This window comes from Psychrobacter sp. R86515, assembly GCF_042466315.1.
Lineage (GTDB): Bacteria > Pseudomonadota > Gammaproteobacteria > Pseudomonadales > Moraxellaceae > Psychrobacter.
The window spans coordinates 935,290-956,666 of record NZ_JAXHCC010000001.1 but is presented as its reverse complement, the minus strand read 5'-3'; the positions used below and the strand labels follow the sequence as shown (position 1 = coordinate 956,666).

17 protein-coding genes are annotated in these 21,377 nt (G+C 41.9%); 3 read left to right on the top strand and 14 right to left on the bottom strand.

Annotated elements, in window-relative coordinates:
- Positions 1-104: 104 nt before the first annotated feature.
- The 5 genes from SJY28_RS04050 to sdhC form a co-directional block, all read right to left on the bottom strand.
- Positions 105-2,981, bottom strand: coding sequence for a 2-oxoglutarate dehydrogenase E1 component (locus SJY28_RS04050; protein WP_379543519.1), 2,877 nt, complete (start codon positions 2,979-2,981; stop codon positions 105-107).
- Between the two features lie 908 nt (positions 2,982-3,889).
- Entirely contained in the window at positions 3,890-4,600 is a 711-nt protein-coding gene (locus SJY28_RS04045; protein ID WP_055123743.1) for a succinate dehydrogenase iron-sulfur subunit, read from the bottom strand.
- Positions 4,601-4,823: 223 nt separating this feature from the next.
- Entirely contained in the window at positions 4,824-6,674 is a 1,851-nt protein-coding gene (gene sdhA, locus SJY28_RS04040; RefSeq protein ID WP_057757857.1) for a succinate dehydrogenase flavoprotein subunit, read from the bottom strand.
- Between the two features lie 331 nt (positions 6,675-7,005).
- On the bottom strand, positions 7,006-7,410 hold the full coding sequence (gene sdhD, locus SJY28_RS04035) for a succinate dehydrogenase, hydrophobic membrane anchor protein (RefSeq protein ID WP_057762261.1): 405 nt from the start codon (positions 7,408-7,410) through the stop codon (positions 7,006-7,008).
- Positions 7,411-7,412: 2 nt separating this feature from the next.
- On the bottom strand, positions 7,413-7,799 hold the full coding sequence (gene sdhC, locus SJY28_RS04030; RefSeq protein WP_082624524.1) for a succinate dehydrogenase, cytochrome b556 subunit: 387 nt from the start codon (positions 7,797-7,799) through the stop codon (positions 7,413-7,415).
- Between the two features lie 1,017 nt (positions 7,800-8,816).
- Between sdhC and gltA the strand changes: the two genes are divergently transcribed.
- Positions 8,817-10,097 carry a citrate synthase gene (gltA, locus tag SJY28_RS04025; RefSeq protein ID WP_057757851.1) on the top strand — a complete coding sequence of 427 codons (1,281 nt, stop codon included), beginning with the start codon at positions 8,817-8,819 and terminating at the stop codon, positions 10,095-10,097.
- 132 nt (positions 10,098-10,229) lie between these two features.
- On the opposite strand, the gene SJY28_RS04020 is transcribed toward gltA, so the two are convergent.
- The gene (locus SJY28_RS04020; protein WP_379543518.1) at positions 10,230-11,162 is read right to left on the bottom strand and encodes a hypothetical protein; all 933 of its coding nucleotides are present in this window, start codon (positions 11,160-11,162) and stop codon (positions 10,230-10,232) included.
- A 219-nt stretch (positions 11,163-11,381) separates the two neighbouring features.
- Positions 11,382-11,915: a type IV secretion protein Rhs gene (locus tag SJY28_RS04015; protein WP_379543517.1), complete on the bottom strand. Its 534-nt coding sequence runs from the start codon at positions 11,913-11,915 to the stop codon at positions 11,382-11,384.
- Positions 11,916-12,352: 437 nt separating this feature from the next.
- Between SJY28_RS04015 and SJY28_RS04010 the strand changes: the two genes are divergently transcribed.
- Positions 12,353-13,642 (top strand): replication-associated recombination protein A, encoded by a 1,290-nt coding sequence (locus SJY28_RS04010; RefSeq protein WP_379543516.1) that lies wholly within the window; start codon positions 12,353-12,355, stop codon positions 13,640-13,642.
- A 345-nt stretch (positions 13,643-13,987) separates the two neighbouring features.
- Positions 13,988-15,100: a bifunctional 3,4-dihydroxy-2-butanone-4-phosphate synthase/GTP cyclohydrolase II gene (gene ribBA, locus SJY28_RS04005; RefSeq protein ID WP_379543515.1), complete on the top strand. Its 1,113-nt coding sequence runs from the start codon at positions 13,988-13,990 to the stop codon at positions 15,098-15,100.
- A gap of 143 nt (positions 15,101-15,243) precedes the next feature.
- Here the strand turns inward: ribBA and SJY28_RS04000 are convergent, their stop codons facing one another.
- From SJY28_RS04000 to SJY28_RS03970, 7 genes are all read right to left on the bottom strand, one after another.
- On the bottom strand, positions 15,244-15,735 hold the full coding sequence (locus tag SJY28_RS04000; protein WP_379543514.1) for an acyl-CoA thioesterase: 492 nt from the start codon (positions 15,733-15,735) through the stop codon (positions 15,244-15,246).
- A 52-nt stretch (positions 15,736-15,787) separates the two neighbouring features.
- A complete protein-coding gene (locus SJY28_RS03995) occupies positions 15,788-16,108 on the bottom strand; it encodes a hypothetical protein (protein ID WP_379543513.1) in 321 nt (106 codons plus the stop codon).
- 111 nt (positions 16,109-16,219) lie between these two features.
- Positions 16,220-16,813: a hypothetical protein gene (locus SJY28_RS03990; RefSeq protein ID WP_379543512.1), complete on the bottom strand. Its 594-nt coding sequence runs from the start codon at positions 16,811-16,813 to the stop codon at positions 16,220-16,222.
- A gap of 60 nt (positions 16,814-16,873) precedes the next feature.
- Entirely contained in the window at positions 16,874-17,869 is a 996-nt protein-coding gene (locus SJY28_RS03985) for a uroporphyrinogen-III synthase (RefSeq protein ID WP_379543511.1), read from the bottom strand.
- Between the two features lie 110 nt (positions 17,870-17,979).
- A complete protein-coding gene (gene hemC, locus SJY28_RS03980) occupies positions 17,980-19,014 on the bottom strand; it encodes a hydroxymethylbilane synthase (protein WP_379543510.1) in 1,035 nt (344 codons plus the stop codon).
- A 228-nt stretch (positions 19,015-19,242) separates the two neighbouring features.
- The gene (locus SJY28_RS03975) at positions 19,243-19,980 is read right to left on the bottom strand and encodes a LytTR family DNA-binding domain-containing protein (protein WP_102078269.1); all 738 of its coding nucleotides are present in this window, start codon (positions 19,978-19,980) and stop codon (positions 19,243-19,245) included.
- Positions 19,981-20,309: 329 nt separating this feature from the next.
- Entirely contained in the window at positions 20,310-21,242 is a 933-nt protein-coding gene (locus SJY28_RS03970; protein ID WP_379543509.1) for a histidine kinase, read from the bottom strand.
- Positions 21,243-21,377 lie beyond the last annotated feature (135 nt).

Genomic DNA, 21,377 nt, shown 5'->3' with positions numbered 1-21,377 from the left:
GCAGTCAGTAGTTTTCTAATAACTTTGCTTATATTTTATTAAAAAACACTGACTGTCATCGCCTGATTCATTTATCTTCTATAATCTTTTGATTAGACAAGGTGTTACTGAGCTAATTCATCAACACTTATGCCAAGGCCACCAGCAATGAGTGCTTGCTGTTGTTGAGCGTGCAGTTTCGGTGATCCTGTTGCAGGGGCTGCACTAGGAGGACGCGCTACTGGCTCCATGACTTTTGCTTTGGTTGGATGCGGTACGACAATACGGAACATATGCGGTGCTAAATAGTACCAAGCGCCTTGGTTCAATGGCTCTTCTTGCGTCCATACGATTTCAGTTAGGTTACTGTACTTTTCGATTTCAGCGATTAAGCGAGTCTCTGGCAATGGATACAATTGCTCAATACGAACGATAGCCACATGGTCAAGACCTAACGCGCGGCGCTGCTCTAACAAATCATAATAAACCTTACCACCACACAGAACCATACGAGTCACTTTGTCTGCGTTGTGATCGTCCATCTCTGGCAATACCGTCTCAAACTTACCGTTAGCAAGCTCTTCTAGGTTAGAAGTCGCTAGCTTATGACGTAATAAGCTCTTTGGTGACATAACGATCAGTGGCTTACGGATAGGACGTACTGCCTGACGACGTAATGCATGATAAATTTGCGCAGGAGTCGTTGGCGTAATGACCTGCATATTGTCTTCAGCACATAGCTGTAAGAAGCGCTCTAGACGTGCAGATGAATGCTCAGGGCCTTGACCTTCAAAACCATGTGGTAACAACATCGTCAAACCACAAACACGCTGCCATTTGGTCTCGCCGCTTGAGATGAACTGGTCAATCACAACCTGAGCACCGTTAACGAAATCACCAAACTGTGCTTCCCAAACGATCAATGCGTTCGGTACGGTGGTCGCGTAACCATATTCAAAGGCTAGTACCGCTTCTTCTGATAACAATGAGTTGTAAGTAGCAAAGCGTGCTTGGTTCTCACTTAAATGAGACAACGGTACATACATGCTGCCATCATTGACATTGTATATTTCGCTGTGACGATGTGAGAAAGTACCACGGCCAACATCTTCACCAGTAATACGTACTAATACGCCATCGTTATCGACCAATGATGCATAAGCCAATGTCTCAGCGGCACCCCAATTAAGAGGCTCTTCGCCCGTTTGCATCGCTAGACGCTGCTCAACGACTTTTTGAACCTGACGTTGTAGCTTATAACCTTCTGGCATTTCGGCCATACGGCGTCCATAACCTTTCAGCTTTTCGATATCAACACTGGTGTCCCAGTCATCAACCAAGTCATGACCTAGATAAGGTTTCCAGTCTACGAACAACTGTTCGTTAGGCTCTTGAACCAATGAGCTAACCACATAATCACCACGGTCTAAAGACTCACGATAGTCATCTTCGTACTGTTTCTCTTCTTCAGCATTCAAGATACCTTCTGCGATAAGCTTCTGCGCATACAGAGTACGAGTAGTTGGAAGCTTCTTAATAACAGCATACATCAATGGCTGAGTTGCAGATGGCTCATCTGCCTCGTTATGGCCATTACGGCGATAGCAGAACAAATCAATGATGATGTCTTTGTCAAACTTATGACGATAATCTAATGCTAACTGAGCGGCAAATACGACTGCTTCAGGATCATCACCGTTTACATGTAGGATAGGAGCATGAACCATCTTGGCAACGTCAGTACAATATTCAGTTGAACGAACATCTTCTTGACGGCTAGTAGTAAAGCCAACTTGATTATTGATCACGATATGCACAGTACCGCCAGTGGTATAAGCACGGGTCTGTGACATTTGGAAGGTTTCTTGAACCACACCTTGGCCAGCAAAAGCAGCATCACCATGAATCACGATCGGTAATACTGAATTACCACCAGTATTATCTAATAGTGGCTGATCGTTACGGCGTACTTGACGGGCACGTACTGAGCCTTGTAGTACTGGAGCTACAATTTCAAGATGCGATGGGTTAAATGCTAAAGCCAAATGCGCTTCGCCACCTGGTGTCATCACATTAGATGAAAAACCATTGTGGTATTTAACGTCACCTGAACCTTTTTCTGGCTGCACTTTACCATCAAACTCGTCAAACAAATCTGCAGGATTTTTACCTAAAATGTTGACTAGTAGGTTTAGGCGGCCACGGTGAGCCATACCAATGACCATTTCTTTTGTGCCATAACCACCAGCACGTTGAATGATTTCATTGATAGCAGGAATGAAGCTCTCACCACCTTCCAAACCAAAACGCTTAACACCCGTGTATTTACGAGCAAGGTATTTTTCTAGACCTTCAGCAGCCGTTAAACGCTCAAGAATAGATAAACGTTTTTCTTTGTCGAATTTGATATAACCTAGATTAGTCTCTAGGTATTCTTCCATCCAGCGTTTTTCTGTACTGGTGGTAACATGCATGTACTCGACACCGATATGACCACAGTAAACACGTTCCATGATTTCGATGATTTCGCGCAGTGGCGCTTCGTCTTTACCGATGACTAAATCATTGGTCGGGAATACGGTATCAAGATCAGCTTCTGACAAATTATGATAAGCAAGTGTCAAATCTTCTACTTCTGCACGTGGATGCAAATCTAAAGGATCAAGCTTAGCACGGCGATGACCGCGACGACGGTATGCTGAGATTAGTTGCTGTACGCCCATCTGCTTAGGATCACAGTTGGCAGAGCTGCTAGAGTCGGTATCAGTACTGCTACTCTTATTTGCCGTTTGATTACGAGCAAGTAGTAAGAACTGATCTTTGATAGCGTTGTGCTGAGCATCGTTCTGCGACTTATACTGTTCAAAGTACGTTTGCCAGTCAGTATCAACACTATCAGGGTCTGTTAGGTATTGCTCGTAGAGAGCTTCTATATAGTTGGCGTTATCGGCAGCCAGTTCGGTATGTACTTGGCCAGATTTTTCTTTGGTTATACTATTCATAATAATCGTCTATTTGATAGATAAATGAATGGAATCGTGCTTATTATTGTGTCAGTCGTTGTATGCCCAGGTAGTTAGACAATGTGTCATATCCTGTTAAATACTATTCGATAAAACACTTTTATCCCTAAGTATTGCCATCACCATAGAATATTGCTGTCATTGTCTACAAGAGCAAGTGATGCTAAATAGTGGTAACAAGTCTTATTGCAATACCCGTCTAAAAATAAAACTATTTGTGAACGCTCAGTTTTCTTATCTAGCTCGTTTCACAACATTAATTTATATATACTTCTTTGAGTCATAACCAATCCATTAATGATAAGCTATTAATAGATAATTATATTTTCAGCTAACCTATAAACTGGTTATTGATGCTGAATTACCCTAAATTTGCTGATAAATCCTGCCTTTTCAGACAGACATACATTGCTGTATAGATTATCATGCCCATTTTTTGCGACATAGTTTGTTTGTTCAATACTAGGTATTTATGTAATGAATATCTATCATCAATTATAAACGCATAATCATTGTGCGCATAGTATTTTAGCCCGATAATGTCATAATGTGTTCAAACGGCACATATTAAGCGCTAAAAAAGACGCTTTAATTATCTCATCAAATACAATTATACCAAAATTCGACTATGTCTATATTCGATTATATAGGGTGATTGTCTATATATTATTTCTTCTTACATACGACCAACGTATTGACCATACAGTTTTACTCTTAAATCGTTTGATACCTATTTTTCAATAGACCGAATTTATCCTATTCTTTAGATAACAAGTTAGCTATAAAAAGTAGTAAACCTATATATCAGCTTTTTAACTAACAAAAACACCACCTAATGAATAGGTGGTGTTTTTCGTATAGTAACTATAAAGATCAATTATTTATGCTTAACCAGCTTGGTCAATCAACATATTACGTAGATGACCGATCGCTTTGGTTGGATTCAATCCTTTTGGACAAACTGATACACAGTTCATGATACCGCGGCAACGGAACAAGCTAAACGGATCGTCTAAGCGAGCTAAACGTGCTTGAGTATCACCGTCACGGCTATCAGCAACGAAGCGATAAGCATGTAATAACGCTGATGGTCCTAGGAACTTATCAGGGTTCCACCAGAAAGATGGGCAGCTGGTTGAACAGCAAGCACATAGAATACATTCGTATAGACCGTTCAGTTTTTCACGCTGTTCAGGTGACTGTAAACGCTCAGTTGGCGGTGCTGGCTGATCATTGATCAAGTACGGATGTACTTTTTCATATTGCTCATAAAACTGGTTCATATCGACAACCAAGTCACGAACCACTGGCAGACCAGGTAGCGGACGAACCGTTACTTTTTCTGGTAGCGTGTTCATGTTGATCAAACATGCCAAACCGTTCTTACCATTGATGTTCATGCCGTCAGAGCCACAAATACCTTCACGGCAAGAGCGACGGAAAGTAAGCGTTTCGTCTTCTTTCTTTAGGCGTAATAGTACGTCAAGCAACATACGATCTGAATCAAGTAGCTCAATCGTATAAGTTTGCATGCGTGGCGCTGCGTCCAGATCAGGATCGTAGCGATAGATTTCGATGGTGCGAGTACCTCGGCTCATAATGCTAAACTCCACACGTAGGTGATGGCGGGCATACAAAGATTGCAACATATTTGCGCTAGCTATTAATCAGTACTGATAACCAGTATCGGATACCAATTAATAGCGTAGTAGCGCTGGCATGAGCATGTAGCTGGCGGTCACCTTTTTAATAAATTAATAAGGGATAAAACGTTAACACTGCTGTTATCTATCAACTATATATAAAGTATGCAGTCTAGAATTAGTAGACGCGGACTTTTGGTTCGATATAATCAACGGTTAATGGCACTTTACGTACTGGCTTGTAAATGATGCGATTGCCTTCAGAGTACCATAAAGTATGCTTCATCCAATCGTGGTCATTACGGCCGTTAGGTGCGTAATCATCATCTTCTGGACGATCATAGTCAGATACACTGTGCGCGCCGCGGCTTTCATGACGCTTCGCTGCAGATATCATTGTCGCTTTGGCTACTTCATACAAGTTAGCAACTTCGAATGCTTCAATACGTGCTGTGTTGAACACTTGTGATTTATCGCCAAGATGGATCTTGTCGATTTTTTCACCTAGCGCTAGAATCTTCTCAACGCCTTCGTCCATCATCGCTTGCGTACGGAATACACTAGCGTGTTTTTGCATCGTAGCACGAATCTCATCAGCTACGTCTTGAGCGTTGTAGCCTTCAGTAGACTGTTGTAATTTGTCTAAACGCTTCACTGTAAAATCAAGGACGCGTGGATCAAGCGGCTTGTAGTTGTGATCTGCATGATGGAACTCATCAACAATATGCTTACCAGCTGCACGGCCAAATACCAATAGATCTAGTAGAGAGTTCGTACCTAGACGGTTAGCACCATGTACACTTACGCAAGCACATTCACCGATTGCATAAAGACCTTTAACCACATTGCCTTTAGCATATAGGCCGTCTTCATCAGTACCTGCTTCTAGATCCGGTACAATCACTTGACCATGAATAGTAGTTGGAATACCGCCCATCATGTAGTGAATGGTTGGGATTACTGGAATTGGCTCTTTAGTGATGTCAACGTTGGCAAAGTTTTTACCGATTTCAAATACTGATGGTAGACGCTTCATAATGGTTTCAACACCTAAATGCGTCATGTCCATTACGATATGATCAGCATTAGGACCACAACCACGGCCTTCTTTGATTTCTTGGTCCATTGAGCGCGATACAAGATCACGTGGTGCCAAGTCTTTCACAGTTGGTGCATAACGCTCCATGAACGCTTCGCCATCTTTGTTACGCAAGATAGCACCTTCACCGCGGCAACCTTCAGTCAATAGTACACCTGCACCATGAACACCAGTTGGGTGGAATTGCCAGAACTCCATGTCTTGTAACGGAATACCAGCACGTACTGCCATGCCAATACCGTCACCAGTATTGATATAAGCATTAGTAGAAGCTGCGAAGATACGACCAGCACCACCTGTCGCTAGGACAGTAATTGGTGACTGGAATACTGCAATCGTACCCGTTTCTTGCTCAAGCGCGACGACACCATTGATGTTACCAGCTTCGTCTTTGATCAAATCAAGCGCAATCCACTCGATAAAGAACTCAGTACCTTGCTCTAGGTTTTTCTGATATAGCGTATGTAGTAGTGCATGACCTGTACGATCAGCAGCGGCACAAGCACGTTGTACTGCTTTTTCGCCATAGTTAGATGTGTGACCACCGAACGGACGCTGATAGATCGTACCATCTTCGTTACGGTCAAACGGCATGCCCATGTGCTCAAGCTCATAGACTACTTTTGGCGCTTCACGGCACATATATTCAATAGCGTCTTGGTCACCTAACCAATCTGATCCTTTAACGGTATCATAAAAGTGAAAGTGCCAGTTGTCATTGCTCATGTTACCCAAACTTGCACCGATACCACCCTGAGCGGCAACCGTGTGCGAACGCGTTGGGAATACTTTGGTAAGGACTGCAACCTTCATGCCTGCTTCCGCTAAATGCAATGAAGCACGCATACCTGAGCCGCCGCCACCAACGATAACTGCATCGTAGTTTAGGGTCTTGATATTACTAATGGTATTGTCTTGTCTAGTTGCCATTACGGTTTTCCTAATGCCTGTTAATGCGTAAAAGTAAATCAAAGACTGTTTAAGACATCTCTATTGCAGCTATAAAGGCTTACTATTTGGCCATTTCATATGCTTATAAAATAAAGAGTCTTAATAGTCGTTAACCACTTAATTTGCATATCTATCGTTATACTGAACTAAGCCTACTCAACTATAATCAGATTAGCTGATCAGTAATGCTAGTCCAATGCTATGACTATTCTTGGCTATCAACGGATGACTCTAAAATACTTTGCCAACTAATGTAGCAGTTGGATGCATCCGTCGTTATATATAGATATCAGAGCTTTTTATGAGATGGTTAAACGGCAGCGATACCGAAACCGTTACCCCAAAAAATCATGATGCCCCAAAATAGAAATACTAAAATAGCGATAATCATCAATGACTGTAGTACTAAACGTAAACCTGCTGCGCTTGAGCCCAGTTTGCCTGTTGTAATATAGTCAGTAAATACTGTCCACATCCCAACCCAAGCATGTCCAGCTAGTGCAAGTACTGCAACCAAGCTGAATAGACGCATCGGTAGGCTGGTCATAAATGATGACCATTCAACAAAAGTGACATCGCCATGGGTCAAAAAGAAGCCCAGCAACACCACACTATAAACGGCTAAAACAACAGCACTAATACGCTGAATAATCCAATCACGTGAGCCTGAACCTGTCAGACCAGTAGCACTTTTGATTCCTGAATCATTTTTTATCATTAGAACATCACCCATACAAATGACGCGACAACTAAAATCGCTGCAATCACAAAACTAACCATAGAGGCAGTGCGGCCAGATTTTAGCTCTTCGTTCATGCCCATATCAGCAAACAAATGTTTGATACCCATTACAAAATGATATGCAATGGCGGCAACAAATATCCATGCCAAAAAGCGCACAAGTACATTGTCAAATACGGTCGCAAAACTCTCAGGCGATGCCAATGAGTTCTGTAGTATCCATAACATGACAGGAATCAGTAAAAATAAAATAATGCCAGAGATACGATGCAAGATAGAAGCGATCGCGATCGGTGAGCGATTAACGCTAATCACTTGGCTTAAAGGCAGATCAATAGGTCGGTTGCTTTTCACAGCGGGCATCCTTTTGCGGTTATACTCCTGTATCTGCTATCAACGCCTGACATAAATAGTGCCAATTGAGCATTGAGCAACACACGAGACGAATAAAGTAAGGAAGAGCTAGCTGACTTCGTTTAGTTTGCGCTAAATATGAAGAAAGGATCATGTATATAAAGGTATTGATAGACTGTTCAATGCCGCTTGTCGAATCGACAGGCCTATCAAACAACCTATCTATTATACAACAAAGAGAATAAACATGAGTAACATCGACTAACCAGTCTATTTTAGAGGTCGTATGAATAGTAAGACAACGTTACTATGTCTTCTATATCAGAGCAGACCTTATATTAGGCACTTGAAATCTTGTGCCAAACAGATAAAAAAGATTGGTTAAGAAGAAAGTTCAAACCATAGAATGCGGTTTGGTCTATCGTAACACCAGACAATCGTAAATAAGCATGAATAGAAGACGCTCTGAACGACACTATAACATGGTCATTTATTAATTCGCGCAAAGCTAGTGCCAGTTAATTCCTACAATTATAAAATGCCTGAGCAATAATTACAAATTTATCCATTCAGTAAGAATATATACATATTTAATCAATAAATGAATGGATAAGAATAATGCTAGTTTTAACAGTGATTATTATGACAAACTTTAATCCGCTTACTAGGCATAGTCTGCCAGTTTTTGGTGTCATTATTTATGAGTTTTGTCTCTAAAATATATTTAGAAACCCAAAATATTGCTCCGATAATGCTGCTATAAACTTGCTCAAAAACAGAGGAATTTTAAGCAAAATAACCTGACAGACATATTTTGATACAAAAATTACAGCGAATAACTACCGCCACACCGCGCCAATTGGACACATGGTCCATAAAAGTTTTTTCAAATCATCAAGAATTGCTGCTAATATACCCTGCGTACTAAATGAGTTGAATGCACTTTTACCGTTCAACCGACAATGACGCGAGGGTATGCGTCTGTAGTAATTTATTCTAACAAGTCAAACCAATGGAGAGCAATTTATGGCTGATACTAATGCCAAACTAACCGTGAATGGTGAAGAATACGAACTTCCTATTATTAAAGGTACTTTAGGGCGCCCAGTTATCGATATTGCTGCTTTACAAGAATCAGGATTTTGGTCTTATGACCCTGGTTTTAAAGTAACTGCTCCTGTTGAATCAAAGATTACTTATATTGATGGTGGCAAAGGCGAGTTATTACACCGCGGCTACCCTATCGACGAGCTAGCGAATAATGCTGAATACCTAGAAGTTGCTTATGCACTTTTACATGGTGATCTACCTACTGCTGAGCAAAAAGCAGAATTTTTTGAAAAAATCCGCGAACATACTCCTGTTCACGATCAATTGCGTAAGTTCTTTGAAGGCTTCCGCCGTGACGCGCATCCAATGGCTATCATGGTTGGTGTCGTTGGTGCCTTATCAGCGTTCTATCATGAAGATCTAGACGTGAGCAATGAAGAACATCGCGAAATCACAGCTATTCGTTTGATTGCTAAGATGCCTACGCTTGCTGCGATGAGTTATAAATACTCACAAGGCGAACCGTTCATGTATCCGCGTAATGACTTTAACTACGCAGAAAACTTCTTATACATGATGTTTGCAACGCCTGCTGACGTAGACTACGAGAAAAACGACGTTATCACTCGCGCAATGGACAAAATCTTTACCTTGCATGCTGACCATGAGCAAAACGCTTCTACGTCAACAGTACGTTTAGCTGGTTCTACTGGTGCAAACCCTTATGCGTGTATCGCTGCTGGTATTGCAGCCCTTTGGGGACCATCACATGGTGGTGCGAACGAAGCTGTTCTTGAGATGCTAGACGAAATCGGTACTGTTGAGAACGTGCCTGAGTTCATGGAAAAAGTGAAGAGCCGTGAAGTGAAGCTAATGGGCTTTGGTCACCGTGTTTACAAAAACTTCGATCCACGCGCTCAAGTAATGAAAGAGACTTGTGATGAAGTACTAGAAGCACTAGGTATCAACGATCCTAAGCTTGAATTGGCAATGGCATTAGAGAAAATTGCGTTAGAAGACCCGTTCTTCATCGAGCGTAACCTATATCCAAACGTTGATTTCTACTCTGGTATCATCTTGAAAGCCATTGGTATCCCAACGTCAATGTTTACTGTAATCTTTGCATTGGCTCGTACTTCAGGTTGGATCAGCCATTGGTTAGAAATGCACAGTGCACCGTTCAAAATCGGTCGTCCACGTCAGTTATACACTGGTGAAACGCGCCGTGATTTTGTAAAAGTTGAAGATCGCAAGTAAGCAAAAGTAATCGTTATCCAATAAAAAATCCCGCCATCGTGCGGGATTTTTTATTGTCTTAATTGTCTTTATTCGATACTAACTGTTTTATAAGAAATGACTAACTAAATCAGTTCATAAAAATATAGTCAGTTACTGAAACTCTTTTAACGTTTGCTCATATTTGGCAATCTGTTCATCATATCCTTCGATAGTTTCATTAAACTTAGCCATTAGCGCTTCAAACTCTTGTTGCTGCTTCTGTTTCATTTGCTGCATATCAACCACTTGTTGGGCTTCTATTTGTTCCCATACCTGATGCTGAATGATTAAACGGGCAAGTGCTGGACTTTTTGCACTTACTCTACCAGCAATCTCTGCATGCTCAAATAACTGCGGAACCAACGTCGCCATATTGATTAATGTATCAGAATCCTCTGCGCTCAGCGGTGTTGTCACCGGTTGATATAAGGCATCCATGGTTTGCTGATAGCGTTCAATGATTTGGTCCTCGGTCAACATAACAGGTTTACGCGGCTCAAGACTGATGCGTTTTAACACCGTTAAATCACGCTCACCAACTTCAGTGCTAGTATTGACGTCAACCTCTGCATCTACATTTGGATTGCTGTCTATCGGGGCAATATCGATATTCGATGACACCACTTCTTCAGAACTGGTAGCGGTAGTATTTGCGTTAGGATCGGTATTATCGGTCGGTACTTCGTTATTACTATCTGTATTTTCACTATTATTAGTATTCAGTAATAAAAGCTCCTCACTGTCTGACGCATCTGCTGCTTGCAATGACTCATACTCTGCTTGCAATCGTCTCTGTAAACTTTGCGCCTGTGCGACATATATCGGCTGAAATTGTTCTATGCGCGCAGCAGCTGAGTCACTTTTTGGCATAGGCTGACTGTCTTCTACGCTCGTTTTTTCACTGGTTTGACTGTCATCAGCTACAGGCGATGTGTCAGACTGCTGACAGCCTGTCAAAAAAAACACTCCTGACAGTGCGGCTACAAGAAAAGTCGGTGGGTAGCGGGTATCAACATTAGGCTTTACTGACAAAAATTTAAACATGAGAGTGCATATCCTTTGGTAAAGCAAAATTATAAAAGGGTAAATTACAACTGCGGTTCATTATTCTTTGATTTTTAGTGACAAAACTGACTGTTAAATCGTCCAATATAGTTATCCAGTATTTACCCAACTGACCTATGTTTCAGTTAATGTATAGCTCAATCGTTCTATAATTCGGTTATGACTTATCATAGCCAAGCTTACTGTTACTTTTAAAAATTAGATGACTGATGGATTATCAGTATTTTTTGTCTTAACAATAGACTGCACCGTCAAGAATGGAATACAAGCTTCCCACTCTTGGCAGCTCTGACCACGCTGACGACGTACAAAATAGTCTTGAACCATGCGTGCTTGCTGCTCAATACTATACTTAAAAAATGATTTACCTGTTTCTAACAGGTAGTCGTATTTTCGGTTGGTGATTGCTCCACGTACCACTTTTAAACCTTGCTGTAACTGCCATACGTGCGTTAGCTCGTGTATAAGCCAGCTTTGTTTGCTCAATGGAGCTTCGCTAAAATCCGTAATCCAATCGACTGAATTAAAGTAAATATTGCCATTGGGGCTGACGGCATAATGTTTTAGTACCCACCACGCTGTCTTTAACTGCACTTCATCAAGTTTGATGCTGTCACCAAATACTGAATAAGCCAATGCTATCTCGCCAACTGTCAGATAACGTGATTGCTGCTTGCCTGTATCACTACGCAAGTAACGATTGAATAAGCGTTTAAGAGTCGATTCAGACATTATTAATGTAATACCTCATACTTGATAAGCTACTTCTAATAGTTAACAGTCGTGATTGACTAGCCTTTGCCATCGATACGGTAGAACTGTTAATAGTAGAACCGTTAATATAGGTAAATGATGAAAACTAAAGTGCTCGGGACACAAGCTATACGCTTAGTTAGCTTTCATTAACATATTTTTGCGTTAACCTAGCGCGTATGATTTATAACAAGTACCATCCTTATAAACTAGCCTACTTCTACTGCTGATGTCTAATACTCATTGCTATTATAAAATTGCTGCGAAAATCATGCCAAACATATATGAGTGTCGAAACCCAATGAGAATGATGGAGTTAGACTAGTATGCTGTTATTTAGATTTAACTATAAAGACCTTGTCATTACTACCATTGCAGCTAGTAGATAGCTTTTTTATTTTTCGATAGAGAATCTTATGCCACCTAACTTCCATGCCGATACTCCACTTGCTCAGCGTATGCGCCCTACTTCTCTTACCGAAATCATTGGTCAAGAGCACTTGCTGGCGGCTGGTGCACCGCTACGACGTTTAGTAGAGCAAGGACACCTGCCATCTATTATCCTGCACGGTGAAGCAGGTATTGGCAAAACAACCATTGCGATGTTGTTAGCCGATGCCGTTAATCGACCTTTTCATGCGCTCTCCGCGTTAAATACTGGGGTCAAACAGTTACGCGAAGTCCTAGATAATAAAGATTCACTGGCATTTGAATCACCTGTGGTCTTCATTGATGAGATTCATCGCTTTAATAAAGCACAGCAAGATGCGCTATTGGGGGCGGTAGAGTCTGGTGATATTACTCTGATTGGTGCCACTACGGAGAACCCATCATTTAGTGTCAACAATGCTCTACTATCACGTTGCCAAGTATATCGTTTAGAGCCGTTAACACCTGAGCAGATAAGTGCCGTGCTACAACGAGCGCTCTCGGAAGATAATATACTCAAAAAACTAACCGTCGACTTACAAGCAAAAGATACCATTAGTCAATTGGCTCATGGTGATGCTAGAAAAGCGCTAAATTTATTAGAGTTAGCCATTCAGACCGCTGATGCCAAGCAGTCGCCATTGATTATCGATGATGAATTGGTCAGCCGAGTGGCACAGACTGCTTTGGTAAGATATGACAAAGATGGTGAGCAGCATTACGATATTGTCTCAGCAATGATAAAGTCAGTCCGTGGCTCAGATCCCGATGCGGCATTGTATTGGATGGCACGTATGCTGGTAGGCGGTGAGCCTGCTGATTTTATTGCGCGGCGCTTAGTGATTTTAGCCAGTGAAGATATTGGTAATGCCAATCCTAATGCCTTACTCCTAGCTGATGCAGCATTGCGTAGTGTGCAATCTATTGGTATGCCAGAGGCACGTATTATTTTAGGGCAAGTTGTGGTGTATTTAGCGACCAGTGCCAAAAGCAATAGCACTTATAAAGCGATCAATGCTGCGATGGCGTTGGCTGAAAAAGATGCCTCACCTGTACCGCTACACTTGCGCAATGGCGTGACCAAACTGATGCGTAGTCAAGGCTACGGTCAAGGTTATGCTTACCCGCACGATTATCCTAACCATTACTATCCTCAAAGCTACTTACCAGATAATTTGGTTGGTACCAGTTTTTACGAGTTTGCAGATAATCAGCGTGAGCAGCACAGTAAGCAGTTTATGGACTGGCTAAAAAGCCAAGCAGCGAGCAATGATTAACTGCGATATAGATTAATAAAAATATAACGCAGAGATTTATGAGTCAGTTTTAATGCTCATTGATAATATTTATGGCTATTTTTGACATACTGAACGATATAGTGGGAAGATGGCGCAGCACGTGACGCTGAAAAGCGTTAAAATAACCTCATAATGATATATATAAGCAATTAAGCGAGTCACTTTTATATCAAATGTTATTGCTTATAGCGCGATTTACTTGACCGTAGTAGCGCTTTGCTTGACCGTAACAGCGCTTTGTATTATCTACTGCTACAATAAGCAGATAGAGCCCTATATTCCAAATGATATCTATTTATAAATAATAAAATATTGAGATTTACTATGAGTTTAAATGCAATCCCTGAGATTATCGAAGACATTCGTGCTGGAAAAATGGTCATCTTGATGGATGATGAAGACCGCGAAAACGAAGGTGATATCATCATGGCAGCGACGCATGTGCGCCCTGAAGATATTAACTTTATGATTACTCACGCGCGTGGCTTGGTTTGTTTGACCTTATCACAAGCACGTTGCCAGCAATTAGCACTGCCACTGATGTCAGATCGTAACGAGGCGAAGTTTAGCACCAACTTTACTGTATCTATTGAAGCGGCTGAAGGCGTCACTACCGGTATTTCTGCTGGTGATCGTGCACGTACTATTCAGGCGGCGGTATCTTCGTCAGCAAAGCCAGAAGACATTGTTCAGCCTGGACATATTTTTCCAATTATGGCACAAAACGGCGGTGTTCTTCACCGTGCAGGCCATACAGAAGCAGGTTGTGATTTAGCACGTTTAGCGGGTCTAGAGCCTGCAGCGGTGATTGTAGAGATTATCAATGCAGATGGTACGATGGCGCGCCGTGACGACCTTGAAATATTTGCAAAAGAGCATGACATCAAGATAGGCACCATTGCTGACCTTATCAATTATCGTATCGCTAATGAGCAAACGGTAGAAGAGATTGAGTCACATCCGTTTGAAACTGAACACGGTACTTTTACGCTACATCGCTTCCGTGAGTTTGGGGCTGAAGAAACACATTTAGCCTTGGTAAAAGGTGATGTCAGCGAAGGCGTCAGTACCGTACGTGTTCATGGTTTCCACCCATTACGCGATTTGTTTGCAGCTAAAAACGATATGACTGGCCGCAGTGGCTGGAGCGTACAGTCAGCACTAGAAGAAATCAGTGCTTCAGATCGCGGTGTGCTCGTATGGATTGGTAGCAATCAGCCAGTTGATTTGGGAGATGCGCTGGACAAAGCCGCAGACAACGAGTCGCAATCAACCATCACGCAGCAACCTTATCGTAGTATCGGCGTTGGTGCACAGATATTACGTCATTTGGGTGTCCGTGATATGCGCTTATTGTCATCACCAATGAAGTTTTTTGCTTTATCAGGTTTTGATCTAAACGTGGTTGAATTTGTTCATGCGCCGCAACAAGATTAAAAATCTGTTTATGAAACTGGTTGAATAGAGTGTGATAAAAAAGGCACGCTGACATTATGTTAGCGTGCCTTTTTTTGTTTTTGGCTTTTAATTTAGGATAATTTTTTTAAAGAAATGAACAATCGGTTCATATAGAAACCAACCTAAAGCTCAGGCGTATGACCAAACTTGGCTTCCAGTGCTAGCAGCTGTTGACGCTCTGCTGCCGTCCATGGCAATTTACCTTTTCCATCACTATCTAGACGCACTACGACTGCCTCTGCTGTAGCAACGATAATCTCTTGTGCGGTACTATAGTAACTATATTCCATCGCCATACTTGTATTGCCTAAACGCTTGCAGCGAACACCTAATAATAATGTATCAGGATAGGTAACTGGGCGTAAATACTGACAGCTAGACTGAGCTAAAACAGTGACCATACTGCCATCAAACATACCTAGCGCATGCAGATAACTTATGCGTGCTGACTCAGCGTAACGATAGTAAACCACATTATTCAGATGATTGAAGGCATCCATCTCGCCCCACTGTATCAGCTGATGATGAATAACAGGATAATGAGCTAATAATTCAGGGCGGTGTTCGTTTGCTGTATCAGATATAGATGTTGAGCTTTCATTAGAATAAGTCATTGCTTACCTTACGTTTTATATTTTCTGTATTAACTATTGTGACTAGCTTTCGTTAGCGTTGCGGCTTGTCTAAGATTTCTGTCGTCAATAATGGCGTTGGTTTTGGTGCATGAGCAATCAATTGATTTAGCCATACAATTACTTCTGGTATGTCACTCGGCGCTTTCATTGTCTCAAGATTACTTTGACCATCGATTGGTTTTTTATCTGCTTGTACAATGCCAATCGCGCTAGCTTGTACTGACTTTTTATTATCGCTAGTTGAGGCCTTAGGCACCAACGTTTTTAACTGTTTGCGTGCCTGCGTCAAATAGCTAACAAGTTGATCTTGCTTACGCATATTGCTGGCTTGGCTTGCTAGATTCAACGTCATGATGACTTCATGGATAGTGAGCTGACGACGCGTTAAATTTGTACCACTAGTCGCTGAGGTATCAGTTGCTTTAGGCTGCTGTTTATTTTCAATAGCTGCATCTACCAGCTCTCAACGCTGTAGATCCGTACCTTCATAACTGCCAAGACGCTCATGACTATGCAAAAACTCCTGAATGTTTTGAATCGCCAGATTTTGTATCTGCCACGGGCTTGGCTGCGAGCTTTGCGCTTGCAGACGCTCAATATCTTTGAGCAAACTTTGCTTGATAACGATGGTGAGCGCAGGTGCAATCTCATTACTGCTTTGCGACAACTGCCAATGTAAACCTCGCAATAATTCAATCGCGGCACTGTCATTACTATCCGCCAACAGTCTATCAGCAGCTTTGATTTGGATACGCAATAGGTCCAACTGATTCTGAGCTTGGCTACTGGCCTTAACTCTAGGCTCTGGCAGCGTCTGCTGACTCATGGCAAATAGACGATCGTCCATTTCGTTTAGTCGACTGATTACTTGCTCATTACTCTGCAAACGATCGTTGACACTATGCTGAAAGCGCTGCTGACTGATATATAGCCACAATAATGCAGCGATCAGTAATAAGATAACCAGCCATTGCATCCGTAGCAGCAAAATATTTGCTTGCCGGCGCTGCTGAACAGTAGAAGGATCCTTAGATAAGGACTCAGAATTCATTGACATAAGGCAGTACCGTTATTGGTATAGATAAACATGTTTAAAGCAAATGAGAAGTTTTAGGTGTTATATTTTAGAATGAATGGCTGAGAGAATCGTATCTGGCGATAAATCCTCTACTCGCCAGTAGCTCAACTGCTGTGCGGCAACCATATTGGCCAAACGCTCACCCAACACAACGTAAGAAAAATCTTTTAGCGTAAGCAAAGGCCTCTCTGCTATATCAGCCACTGCATCAGAATTTTGCTTTTTGTCTAACGTCTTTGATTGGCCGTTATTGACGATACTTGACCAATGCTCAAAAGCTGCCGCACTACTGATTACGACTATTGGCTTTGACTGCTGTGATGACGCACTACTATGAGTAAGAAATGCTTGTTGCCACTGCTGATACTCAGCCATTGCATCCATAGGTATCGTACGCTCGTACCAAGCAATACTATCGATATGTACACCGCGCGCCTGCAATGTATCAACTAATAATCGTCGACCACCAAGCCCGCGCCATATCAGTAATTTATCGCCTGCCTGTAAGCCATCGATTTCAGGCATTGCTAGCATGCCTTCGTTGTTGGCCGTCTCAGGCTGAAGTATTTGATAGCTTGTTGTATCTATACGCACCTGACTAAACTCTGCCGCCGTTGCTTCACCAACCGCAATTAGAGGACTAGGTAGTGACAAACCTTCTGATAATTTCTGCACATACTTGCCACTACTGTCTTCTGCTTTGTATTCACGCCCTTTATAGTCACATTCAAGTGACTGCCAAACGGCTAGTCCTGAAGCCGCCGCAGTTGGGCTAACGACAACAAGCGCTTTGTACTCCCCCGCCAACCACTGACGCATTAATGCAATATCTAGATCAGTTGTTGGACGTGGTTGTAGCGTCAACATTGGCATCTCAATCACTACCAATCCTGCCGCTTGCAAATGCTGCGTCAACGGTGCTGCTCGCTCTACTGGGCGAGTATTAATGATAATTTGCGGCATTACTTTTGACTTCTCATTAGCATAATTTTTATGAGAAGTTGTGTATGTAGATTGAGTTGGCATTGATGACATCGATATACCATGACAAAAAACGAGTGAAAAAGGCTTAAGTATACAAAAATGGCTGATGCTTAGATCAGTCTATCTTGCGATTAATCAAGCCTATAGCGACTGTACTTTTACTACTCAGGCTGATAGATCGCTGACAAAATAGCGCCTGCGCCATCGGCAAGTAGCATTTCTGCAACATCGATACCCAATTGATTGGCTTGGGCTTCTTGCTCAGCTTGTGTCCCAACCAACGTAGCTCGTTTGTCTGCCTTCAACAATTCGCTACCATCGGCTTGACCCACTCGACCGCGTAGCCACAGCACATTCCCACTATCGTTATTGCCATTATCACCATTGTTATCATTATTAACACTGGTTTCTTCAGCTGTCTGCAGAACTGCATAAGCGGCAATCGGTACTTGGCAGCCGCCCTCTAAATGACGGTTCAGCGCGCGCTCAGCGATAAGTCGAATACGAGCTTTATCATCATTGAGTGGTGCAAGTAATTTGAGTACTTCTTCATCGCCTTCACGACATTCGATCGCTAAGGCACCTTGTCCAACTGCAGGCAAGCAAGCTGCAATGTCAAGCTCACCGCGTATTCTCTCGTCCAACTCAATACGTTGCAAGCCGCTCGTTGCCAGAATAATGGCATCGTATTCACCAGCATCTAGCTTGCCTAAACGAGTGCCAACATTGCCGCGCAAGGTTTTGATTTGCAGGTCAGGGCGATAGGCTTTGATCTGGCATTGACGACGTAAACTCGATGTCCCAACGACTGCACCTTGTGGCAACTCATCAATATTATTATAAGTGTTTGAGACAAAGGCATCTGTTGGTGAGGCGCGTTTACAGTAGACGCCTAATGTCAGGCCTTCGGGAAGCTGCATCGGTACATCTTTTAGCGAATGCACTGCAATATCGGCTTGTTTGTTATACAGCGCTTGCTCAAGCTCTTTTACAAACAACCCTTTACCACCGATTTTGGCCAAAGGTGTGTCCAAAATCTTGTCACCCTTAGTGACAATTTTTAGTAAATTAATCGTCAGATTGGGATACAACGCCAATAATCGATCACGAATATGCTCAGCCTGCCATAAGGCTAGAGGACTTTGACGTGTAGCGATATTTAGAGTAGTCAAAACAGGTTGCTGCGGATTGCTCATAAAGGGCCTCAATAAGTTCGATATTAATATTGTAGTGGCTATAGTCCTAATGTCAGTACTGTTCATATTTATACTGAATAATATCGATATTACTCGATAGGGCAAGTTTGCCAAAGAATAGGCGACTCAAATGATTAATAGTAGATGCTGACGCAAAAAAATACCCCTATTTAAGCATAAATAAGGGTTTGATGATATGGAATGATTGGTCGCTATCAGGACGGCCTATTACATGCTTTGGATTTTATCACGTAAGGCAGGTAAGTGACGACGGCTTACCGCTAGCGTCTCATCAATACCTTTAAAACGTATCTGATACTGGCCTGCGTCTAGGGTTTCTAAAAAGTCCAAATAACTAAGGTTGATAATGGCATTGCGATGTACTCGGAACAGACGATCATCAAATTCTTGCTCTAACTCTTTTAGCGTTTCATCAATCAATACCATGCCATCTTTGTGACGCACTTTAACGTATTTTTGATCTGCTGCGAAATAATAGATATCTTTTAGCTTAATCAGTTCAACACCACGATGTGTACGAGCAGCGATATGTTCACGTATCGGACGTGCTGTCGGGTCTTCAAGCTTGCGAATTTCGTTTAGTTGAGCGGCATTTAAGTTCTTTGCTTTGTTTAATGCCTCTAGTAGCTCATCTTTGTTCGCAGGTTTCAACAAATAGCCAATTGCATTGGCTTTTAACGCTGCGATCGCATAATGGTCGTATGCCGTTACAAATATAATCGCTGGTGGATGCTCAAGTTTGGCAAGCTCTTGAGCACAGCGCACGCCGTCCATCTCAGGCATTCGGATATCTAATAATATAATATCTGGCTGTTGGGTTTTTACAGCGACGATGGCTTCTGCACCTGTCGTGGCCTGAGCAACTACCTCATGGCCTGACTCCTGTACAATTCTCACCAAGCGCTCACGCGCTAGGGGCTCATCATCACAAACTACGATACGCATGCAAACTCCCATCCAAGGACATACTTAATATTTTTTTCAATAGTATTACGGCTATATTAGCACTCATTATCAATCACTTAGAATATAAAATCTAAATTATTTAATAAAATTCTGACAAAAACTACCAATTTTTATAGCGGACAATATACTCCTGCTATAGGTAGATTTTATATGGTGTAATTGTGTTTCACGGTAGTTATGATATTACTGATTCGTAATCATTATTTATCAAACATAAATTATGACGTCTATACATGGTTCTGCAATAAGTATGCCACATAGGCTTTTAGGAGTTGAAAAAATGGAGAAAGCTAATAAAGAACAGTAGGTTATAAACCGACGTCTTGTAGAGGATAGTCGATGATGGTGATAATTTGAGTGCTGGCTACCGAGCTTTGAATGTCAGCACTTTGTCCAAAATGGGCGCGCAAACGATCAGCTTGAATATAGAAATTCATATGTTGGCGCAAATCATGATTGATAATTAATGTCTTTTTGGGAAGCGCAACATCAATCATAATTTTAACTCGGTGTTGTTCCCACGTGACTTCGATATTAATGCAGATAGTTTCTGTCGTCATCTCTACCACATTGAGCAGTATTTTCTCTAGCACGCTTTGTAGCGTTAGCGCAGTGATAACCATGTCGTACATGATATCTTCTTCAGGTAACTTCCAATTGACTTCGAGCTTGTCTGCTAAACGACTAGATTCGATTGCCAAATAATGCTCACAAAGATCGACCTCTTCTTCAAAGCTAATCTCGCGTGTACCACTAAAACTAGCACGGAATAGTGCAGAGACGTGCTGTAATAAGTCAGCGGCTTTAGGCGGGTTCGATTCAATCAGAGATACAAGTGTATTGATAGTATTAAAGAAAAAGTGCGGGGCCGTACGGGCTTTTATTAGATCATTTTGCGCAGTCAATTTATATTCAAAGGACAACTTAAGCGCATTAAGCTCACGGTAGCTACGCAAAAAATATAACAGAAACACAGTTGTAAAACCGCCAGATAACACTGTATTAAGCACAATATTTACTACAAACGTGCGACTATCATATGCTAGCCAACCGAAATTAATCATAGACAATGTTACTAACGCCATCGAAACTGCAGCAGCAAACATCAGTAACAGCACTATTCGCATACTTACGCTAAGAATACTGGCATTTTTAAATGCAGGGCGTAGGTAGTCAACTAAATACAGTGAGGGAATAACTGTTAGAGCGTTTTGAATGAAACTACGTAGAAACTGAATCATGAAATCTGACCAAGTGGCTAAGCTATGGCGCTCCATTACCGTTAGGAACAAGGACCAAAAAAAGATATATGTCAGCCACTGCCAAGGCCTCATGATTTCCATGAGTTTAGGAATAAAAAACTCTAAGCGTGTAGC